The sequence below is a fragment of the Micromonospora sp. NPDC050276 genome, assembly GCF_044459545.1.
In the GTDB taxonomy this organism is placed as follows: Bacteria; Actinomycetota; Actinomycetes; order Mycobacteriales; family Micromonosporaceae; genus Micromonospora.
Map to the genome: position 1 here is coordinate 2,189 of NZ_JBITJA010000036.1, position 6,545 is coordinate 8,733.

Below are 6,545 nucleotides of genomic sequence, written 5' to 3' on the forward strand. Positions count from 1 at the left end.
CGCACCGTTGAACAGGCCGCACCGCGAACCACACGCCCAGGCCGCACCGCGAGCCGCACGCCCAGGCCGCACCGTTGAACCGCACGACCAGGCCGCGCCGCGAGCCGCACGCCCAGGCCGCACCGTTGAACAGGCCGCACCGCGAACCACACGCCCAGGCCGCACCGCGAGCCGCACGCCCAGGCCGCACCGTTGAACCGCACGACCAGGCCGCACTCGCACGCGACGCGCTGGATTTACTTGGTTGGTCGACCGCCCGTGACCCCCAGGATCTCGCCCGTCACGTAGCTGGATTCCTGCGAGGCGAAGAAGACGTACGCGGGAGCCAACTCCGCCGGCTGCCCGGGGCGCCCCTCCGGGGTGTCGGTGCCGAACTGCTCCACCTTCTCCTTCGGCATGGTGGATGGGATCAACGGCGTCCACACCGGGCCCGGTGCAACCGCGTTGACGCGGATGCCCTGCTCGGCTAGGTCCGCGGCGAGGGCCTTGGTGAAGTTCGCGATGCCCGCCTTGGTGGTAGCGTAGTCCAGCAGCTGCGGCGACGGGTCGAACGCCTGGATCGACGACGTGTTGATGATCGCCGATCCCTCGGCCAGGTGGGGAATGGCGGCCTTGCAGAGCCAGAACATCGCGTACAGGTTGGTCTTGAAGACCCGGTCGAGCTGCTCGGTGCTGATGCCGAGGATCCCCTTGTCCTGCGACATCTGGTACGCCGCGTTGTTGACCAGGATGTCGAGACCGCCCAGGTCGCGCACCGCCCGATCGACCAGTTCCTGGCAGTGCGCCTCGTCGGTGATGTCACCGCGGACCGCGACGCCCCGCCGACCGGCGGCCTCGACCAGCCGGATGGTCTCCCGGGCGTCGGCGTCCTCCTCCTCACTGAGGTAGGAGATGAGCACGTCCGCGCCCTCCCGGGCGAAGGCGATCGCGACCGCCCGGCCGATCCCCGAGTCACCGCCGGTGATCAGCGCCCGCTTGCCGTCGAGCTTGCCGCTGCCCCGGTACGACTCCTCCCCGTGGTCCGGCTTCGGGGTCATCTCCCGGGTCGAGCCGGGCGCCGACTGCTGCTGTGCGGGCTGACCGGCCTGCTGGCCGTACTGGCGGGTGGGGTCCTGCTGGGTGTGCTGGTCCTCGCTCACTGGATTCTCCTCGCTGCGCGCGGAAGCGGGCTCTCCCGCGAATGCCGTCCCTGACCGCCCTACCCCGCGTCGACCTACGGAAACCGCTGCATCGCTTGGGGCTGCCGTGGCGGGAGTGCTCGCTGCTGGTTATGGTGCGCAAGGCGCTCACGAGGCGCGTCCATCCCCATGGAAAGGCACGTCATGACCTCTCCCTCCGGCCCGTCGCGCCGCCAGGTGCTCGTCGCCGCGGCGGCCGCGGCGACCACCCCGCTGATCGCCGCCGCGCCCGCGCAGGCGGCCGGCGCGGCCCGGTCGCGCACCTGGGACCTCACCCTCCTGGGCACGTCGGACACGCACGGCAACGTCTACAACTGGGATTACTACCGCGACGCCGAGTACGACGACAGCAAGCAGAACGACATCGGCGTCGCGAAGCTGGCCACCCTGATCAACCAGATCCGCCGGGAGCGGCGCGGCAAGGCGACGCTGGTCCTCGACGCCGGCGACACCATCCAGGGGACGCCGCTGGCCACGTACTACGCCAAGCAGGAGCCGATCACCGCCACCGGGGAGAAGCACCCGATGGCGCGGGCCATGAACGTCATCGACTACGACGCGGTGACGCTGGGCAACCACGAGTTCAACTACGGTCTACCGCTGCTGGACCTCTGGATCCGTCAGCTCGGCTTCCCGGCGCTCGCCGCGAACGCGGTCAACGCGAAGACCGGCAAGCCGGCCTTCCTGCCGTACGTCATCAAGAAGGTCTCCCTCGGTTTCGCCGCGCCGACCCTGCGGGTCGGCATCCTGGGGCTGACCAACCCCGGGGTGGCCATCTGGGACAAGGGCAACGTCGAGGGCAAGCTGCGCTTCGACGACATGATCGCGACCGCCGCGAAGTGGGTGCCGATCATGCGGGCCCGCGGCGCGGACCTCGTGCTGATCTCCGCGCACGGCGGTGACAGCGGCACCTCCAGCTATGGCCCGGAGCTGCCGAACGAGAACCCGGTGGCGCTGATCGCCCAGCAGGTGCCGGGGATCGACGCGATCCTCTTCGGTCACGCGCACAACGAGGTGGTCGAGCGGTTCGTCACCAACGAGCGCACCGGCGCGCAGGTGCTGCTCTCCGAGCCGTCGAAGTGGGGCCAGCGGCTCACCCGGATGGACTTCACCCTCGCCCGTGAGCGGGGCCGGTGGACGATCACCAAGAAGGCCGCCACCATGCTGAACACCAACACGGTGGTCGAGGACCCGAAGGTGCTCGCCGCCGTACGGGCCCAGCACCAGAAGACCGTGGCGTACGTCAACCAGGTGGTGGCCCAGGCCACCGTGGAGATGTCCACGGTGGAGTCGCGGTACAAGGACACCCCCATCCTGGACTTCATCAACCACGTCCAGGCCGAGACCGTCACGAAGGCGCTGGCCGGCACGCAGTACGCCGACCTGCCGGTGCTGTCGCAGGCGTCGCCGTTCAGCCGCACCGCTGTCTTCCCCGCCGGTGACGTGAAGATCCGCGACGTGGCCGGTCTGTACGTGTACGACAACACCCTCGAGGCGGTCGTGCTCAGCGGCGCCGAGGTGCGCGCGTACCTGGAGTATTCGGCGAAGTTCTTCCGCACCCTCGCGCCGGGCGCCCCGGTCGACCCGGAGCAGATCAGTGACCCGGCGGTGCCGGACTACAACTACGACGTCTTCTCCGGCCTGGACTACGACATCGACATCTCCAAGCCGGTCGGGCAGCGGATCACCCGTCTGGTGTTGGCCGGCACCGACACTCCGGTGGCCGACAACGCCCAGTTCGTGGTGGCGGTGAACAACTACCGGCGCAGCGGCGGCGGTAACTTCCCCGGCATCGTGAAGACCCAGGTCTACAACGCGCAGCAGGAGATCCGTCAGCTGCTCATCGACTGGGCGCAGGCCCGGGGCACGATCGACCCGGCCGATTTCTTCCAGCCCAACTGGCGCCTCGTCCGCGAGGGCGTGCCGGTCTTCTGATCGCACCTCGTCGACGGGCCGTGGGTGGCGACACCCACGGCCCGTCGCGCTTTCTCAGCCCTGCACGTTCCAGCGGACCGGATCCTCGGCCTTTTCGGGCCGGTCCCGCACACACCCCGTGGGGCGTCCTAGGATCCTGGGTGAGCGGCGGTGGCCTGGCGCGGCGGATGCGACAACCGGTCGAGCACCGCGAGCGCGGCCCGGACGGGGCGGCGGCGCAGCATCTCGTCGAAGCTCGCCCGCCCCTGGCAGAACTGCACGAACATCCGCCAGCCCGGCGGGGTCGCCAACAGGGCGTGGAACACGTCCGGACGGCGAGTGAACACGTCGAGCAGTCGGAACCCCGCCCGCATCTCCGGCAGCAGACGCTCGGCCAACGCCCGCTCGTACCCGGCCAGATCACCGCCCGCGACCGCCGCACCGGCCAGCTCACCGGAGCGCAACGCGAAGCTGATGCCCTCCCGGCTCCACGGCTCCAGCAGCCCCGCCGCATCCCCCACCACCAGCACCCGGCCGTTGCGCAACGGTGAATCCTCCGCGCGGCACCGGGTCAGGTGACCGGAGTCGTGCTCGGCCGGCAGCCCGGTCAGACCCAACCGGTCGACAAACCGCCGCAGGTAGTCACGAGTCCCCTCCCCCGCGCCCCGACCGGCGATCACGCCGACGGTCAACCGGTCACCCTTCGGGAAGACCCAGGCGTACGAGCCCGGCATCGCACCCCAGTCCAACAACAGCCGACCCCGCCACCGCTCCTGCTCGGCGGGCGGCACCGGAATCTCCAACTCCAGACCCAGATCCACCTGCCGATACCGAACCCCGACATGCCGGGCGGTCACGCCCGACGAGCCGTCCGCCCCGATCACGGCACGAGCCGCGATCGTCGTACCGTCGGCCAGCCGCAGGCGTACCCCCTCTGGGTCCTGCTCGATCGCGCGGACCGCGACCCGCTCCCGCAGCTGCGCGCCGGCGGCCACCGCCGCCGCGCGCAGCCGGTCGTCGAACTCTTCGCGGCGCACCATCGTCACCACCGGACTGGCGTTGCGGCGGGTGAACTCCCGACGGCCGTCGCGGGTGAAGGTCACCCGGTCCACGCGGTCGTGCGCGGGCACCTCGATCCGGCCCTGAACGGCCGCCAGGGAGGTGCCGATCAGGCCACCGCCGCAGGTCTTGTACCGGGGGTGCACGGCCCGCTCGACAACGAGGGTGGAGACGCCCGCACGGGCAGCGGCATGCGCCGCGGACAGCCCGGCCGGGCCCGCGCCGACGACGACGAGATCCCAAACGATCACGGAAGCAGCCTAGGGCACCGCCCCACCACGACCGCCGGACCGCCGGTCGTGGCGACCGCCCGATCGGGTGTGCATCTTCGGGCACCGAGGGGGTAACCGGCGCACGGCAACCGCCGCCGCGATGGCGGACGAGCGAAGGAGGAACCATGCAGCAGGTGCAACTGTCGGAGGCCGAGCAACGGGTGTACCAGGCGGTCACCACCCTCGAGGCGCGCGGGCAGGTGCCCTACCCGGACCTGATCGCCGAGGAGTCCGGGCTCACCGAAGAGCAGGTGGGCAGCCCCTTGCACCTGCTCACCGAGAAGGGCCTGCTGCACCGCGAGGACTCGCCGATGGCCGGCCTCGACTTCGGCCCCCGATTCTGCGCCCGCCAAATGGCGTGAGCCGCGGAACCACCCCGGCCGATTCGTCTCCCGAAGACCCGGGTAGCGATCAGCAATGCGTGATCGACGGTCAACGGGGGCCACGATGAACGCGGCGCAGACGCCGCAGCCGGTGAGCGTGGCCGAGAACCGACGACGCTGGCAGGCGGTCGGCGTCGGACTTGTCGCCGCGTTCATGACACTGCTCGACGTGAGCATCGTCAACGTCGCGGTGCCGTCCATCGACCGGGCGCTGCACGCGTCCTCCAGTGACCTGCAGTGGATCCTCTCCGGGTACGCGCTCACCTTCGGCCTGGCGCTGGTCCCCGCCGGCCGCTTCGGTGACGCCCGCGGTCGGCGCAACGCGTTCGTCTTCGGCATCGCGCTGTTCACCATCACCAGCGCGCTCGCCGGCCTCGCCACCTCCCCGACCTGGCTGGTCATCACCCGACTGTTGCAGGGTGCCGCCGCCGGCATCGTCAACCCACAGGTCATCGGGCTGATCCAGCAACTCTTCCACGGGCCCGAACGCGCCCGCCCGTTCGGTCTGCTCGGCGCCACCATCGGCATCTCCACCGCCGTCGGGCCGCTGCTCGGCGGGCTGCTCATCGCCATCGGCGGTGAGGAACACGGTTGGCGATGGGTCTTCTTCGTCAACGTGCCGGTCGGCATCGTCGCGGTGATCCTCGGCTGGCGGCTGTTGCCCGGCCGGGCCGCCGGCCAACCTGGCTGGCATCGACTCGACCCCGTCGGCGTCCTGCTGCTCGGCATCGGCGTGGTCCTGGTGTTGCTGCCATTGGTGCAGGAGCAGCAGTGGCGCACCCCCTGGAAATGGGCGCTCGTCCCGGCCGGCCTGGCGGTGTTGACCGCCTTCGGGCTGTGGGAGCGGCGGTACGCCCGCCACCACGAACCCCTGTTCGACCTACGACTGTTCAGCCTCCAGTCGTACACCCTCGGCTCGGTCCTGGCACTTGTCTACTTCGGCGGCTTCACCGCGATCTTCTTCATCTTCACCCTGTTCCTACAGATGGGTCTCGGCTACAGCGCGCTCGTCGCCGGCCTGGCCATCACCCCGTTCGCCCTGGGTTCGGCGGCCGCCGCCGTACTCGGTGGCCGCATCGTCAACCGCTTCGGCCGACCACTGGTCGCCATCGGCCTGCTCACCGTGATCGTCGGACTGGCCGCGACCGTGATCGCGCTGCACCTCGCGCCGGACACCCCGGCACCCTGGGTCACCGCCGGCCCTCTGCTCGTCGCCGGCATCGGCAGTGGACTGGTGATCGCCCCCAACCAGACGATCACTCTCGCCGAGGTGCCGGTAGGCCAGGCGGGCAGCGGCGCGGGCATGCTCCAGACCGGTCAGCGGATCGGAGCCGCCGCCGGCATCGCCGCCGTCGGCTCGCTGTTCTTCTCGTCGCTGGCCGACAGCCGCGGCGACTGGACCACCGCCTTCGAACACTCCCTCATGCTGGCTACCGGCATCATCGTGCTCGCGCTGATCGCCACGCTGATCGACATCCGGCGCACCCACAACCACAAAACCTGATCGGGTACGCCGCTGGCCGGCACCCCGGGTTGCGGGTGCCGGCCAGCGGTCGGTGTCCTGTCGTGCTGTTCTGTTGTGCGGTGGTGCGGTGGTGCGGTGGTGCCGGTGGTGCTGTGGGGTCAGCTGTTCCAGTGCTGGGCGACGAGGTCGGCGGCCTGCTGCTCCCACTGGGCGTAGGCGTCCGGGTAGGCCGAGACCTGCACGGTCTGCGCGGCCTCGGTCAGCGGCATGTCCT

Annotated in this window: 5 protein-coding genes; 3 read left to right on the plus strand and 2 right to left on the minus strand. The window is 70.5% G+C overall.

The genetic code is table 11. The features are described 5' to 3' along the window. Positions 1–236 precede the first annotated feature (236 nt). Positions 237–1,139, minus strand: a complete 903-nt coding sequence (locus ACIBF8_RS31905) for an SDR family oxidoreductase (protein WP_396787628.1) — start codon at positions 1,137–1,139, stop codon at positions 237–239. 183 nt (positions 1,140–1,322) lie between these two features. Between ACIBF8_RS31905 and ACIBF8_RS31910 the strand changes: the two genes are divergently transcribed. Next, positions 1,323–3,113: a bifunctional metallophosphatase/5'-nucleotidase gene (locus ACIBF8_RS31910; protein WP_396787629.1), complete on the plus strand. Its 1,791-nt coding sequence runs from the start codon at positions 1,323–1,325 to the stop codon at positions 3,111–3,113. A gap of 128 nt (positions 3,114–3,241) precedes the next feature. Here the strand turns inward: ACIBF8_RS31910 and ACIBF8_RS31915 are convergent, their stop codons facing one another. Further along, complete coding sequence (locus ACIBF8_RS31915) at positions 3,242–4,402, minus strand: geranylgeranyl reductase family protein (RefSeq protein ID WP_396787630.1); 1,161 nt, start codon at positions 4,400–4,402, stop codon at positions 3,242–3,244. A 146-nt stretch (positions 4,403–4,548) separates the two neighbouring features. Between ACIBF8_RS31915 and ACIBF8_RS31920 the strand changes: the two genes are divergently transcribed. Both ACIBF8_RS31920 and ACIBF8_RS31925 read left to right on the plus strand, forming a co-directional pair. Beyond that, the gene (locus ACIBF8_RS31920) at positions 4,549–4,785 is read left to right on the plus strand and encodes a hypothetical protein (RefSeq protein ID WP_030491902.1); all 237 of its coding nucleotides are present in this window, start codon (positions 4,549–4,551) and stop codon (positions 4,783–4,785) included. A gap of 85 nt (positions 4,786–4,870) precedes the next feature. Then, positions 4,871–6,310 carry an MFS transporter gene (locus ACIBF8_RS31925; protein ID WP_396787631.1) on the plus strand — a complete coding sequence of 480 codons (1,440 nt, stop codon included), beginning with the start codon at positions 4,871–4,873 and terminating at the stop codon, positions 6,308–6,310. Positions 6,311–6,545: the final 235 nt, after the last annotated feature.